Source organism: Pseudoalteromonas sp. SG43-7 (assembly GCF_014164295.1).
GTDB classification, from domain to species: Bacteria; Pseudomonadota; Gammaproteobacteria; order Enterobacterales; family Alteromonadaceae; genus Pseudoalteromonas; species Pseudoalteromonas rhizosphaerae.
In genome coordinates, this window is the sequence record NZ_JACJEY010000128.1 from 1 (window position 1) to 1,831 (window position 1,831).

5 tRNA genes are annotated in these 1,831 nt (G+C 40.3%); 4 read left to right on the plus strand and 1 reads right to left on the minus strand.

Going from position 1 to position 1,831, the window contains the following annotated elements:
- Window positions 1-236: 236 nt before the first annotated feature.
- A tRNA-Val gene (locus tag H5200_RS23005) sits at window positions 237-312 on the minus strand.
- A gap of 883 nt (window positions 313-1,195) precedes the next feature.
- Here H5200_RS23005 and H5200_RS23010 point away from each other — a divergent pair.
- From H5200_RS23010 to H5200_RS23025, 4 genes are all read left to right on the plus strand, one after another.
- Window positions 1,196-1,271 (plus strand) — tRNA-Ala (locus H5200_RS23010).
- A 38-nt stretch (window positions 1,272-1,309) separates the two neighbouring features.
- A tRNA-Glu gene (locus H5200_RS23015) sits at window positions 1,310-1,385 on the plus strand.
- Window positions 1,386-1,529: 144 nt separating this feature from the next.
- A tRNA-Glu gene (locus H5200_RS23020) sits at window positions 1,530-1,605 on the plus strand.
- A gap of 90 nt (window positions 1,606-1,695) precedes the next feature.
- Window positions 1,696-1,771: transfer RNA gene (locus tag H5200_RS23025), tRNA-Glu, on the plus strand.
- The last annotated feature ends 60 nt before the right edge of the window (window positions 1,772-1,831 follow it).

Consider the following 1,831-nt stretch of genomic DNA (forward strand, 5'->3'; position numbering starts at 1 on the left):
ATACTGGACTTGAACCAGTGACCCTCGCCTTGTAAGGGCGATGCTCTCCCAACTGAGCTAATCACCCACATATAAATTAAAACGCTACTATTAAAATAAATAGTACTGGACTTTAACCAGTGAACTTCGCCGTTACTTGTAAATAGCGGTGATGCTCTCTTTTTTCCAACTGAGCTTGTGACTCATATTACAAATTTAAAACATGCAACTACTAATATAATAACAGGTTCTATATGTGGTGGGTGATACTGGACTTGAACCAGTGACCCTCGCCTTGTAAGGGCGATGCTCTCCCAACTGAGCTAATCACCCACATATAAATTAAAACGCTACTATTAAAATAAATAGTACTGGACTTTAACCAGTGAACCCCGCCGTTACTTGTAAATAGCGGTGATGCTCTCTTTTCTTAGAACTGAGCTAATCACCCACATCTAAACAACAACTCATTGCCGCGTTGTTGTGGGGCGCTATTATAGATAGAGTTGTAAATGTGTCAACACTTGAATGAGGAAAAATGTTTTAGATGCAGGTTTTATAATCAATGAAGTAAGATTGAGATTGTTTTATAGCCAATTTACTTACATTCAATCTATATGTGCAATCAATTTACTCATTATTTAATGCAATACTTTAATAGCTAGTGGTGCCTGTTAGTCAAAAGCGGATTTGTTTTTTAATCATGAGGGAGGAAGGTTATAGTCAATCGCATTGAAAAATCCAAATACCGTTAGTTAAATACGATTGATATAAAACACCGACTGTAACTAATGGAGCCTCTGTGATCATATAAATAACTGACAATAGAGTAGGGGCGTTGCAGTTAATTGCTAGTATGTTCATCTTAAATTCGTTTTACTTGGTGATGAAAACGTTGTTGTGAAAAACAAGAAAAGACTCCGACTTTATTTTGCATATAAATGTATACCTTATTGTTTTGATGTTTTAGAATATATTTCACCTCAGTTAATCTAGATTGTGCGCCTTTCAGTCCTAATTTTTGTTTTGAAACAGCTCCCTTGCATGTATTTTGAGCGCCGCGGTTTATTCATTATTCAGTTTGTTGAAAATTAAACCGTTTAAAGAAAGTTACTGAAAAAAATGTTGACATTATTTTGGTGGCTGCATAGAATGCGCCCCGCACTCAGCGATACACAGCACGGTTTAACTGCGCAAGTGTTTAGCAAAATAAATTGGGGCTATAGCTCAGCTGGGAGAGCGCTTCGCTGGCAGTGAAGAGGTCTGCGGTTCGATCCCGCATAGCTCCACCAATTTATTAAGTGTTTGTCCTAGGGTAGCAGTTTTCTGTGTCCCCATCGTCTAGAGGCCTAGGACACCGCCCTTTCACGGCGGTAACAGGGGTTCGAATCCCCTTGGGGACGCCACTTAACTTTTATAAGTTAAAGGCGGGTTAACCGAGAAAATAGCGAACAAATTAAGCTCGAGTCTTAATTTGTATTAATCGCAATTACCTTAAAAACTCATGATGTGAGTCTAACTAATCAATTGTCCTAGTGATACATTTATGTGTCCCCATCGTCTAGAGGCCTAGGACACCGCCCTTTCACGGCGGTAACAGGGGTTCGAATCCCCTTGGGGACGCCACTTACTATTTCTATAGTAGGTGTAGTGTTATTAAGATAGCTCGCCTGAAACGAGTTAAACCATTCAGTTGTCCTAGTGACACATTTATGTGTCCCCATCGTCTAGAGGCCTAGGACACCGCCCTTTCACGGCGGTAACAGGGGTTCGAATCCCCTTGGGGACGCCACTTACTATTTTCATAGTCAGTGCAGTGTTATTAAGCAGCTCGCCTGAAACGAGTTAAACC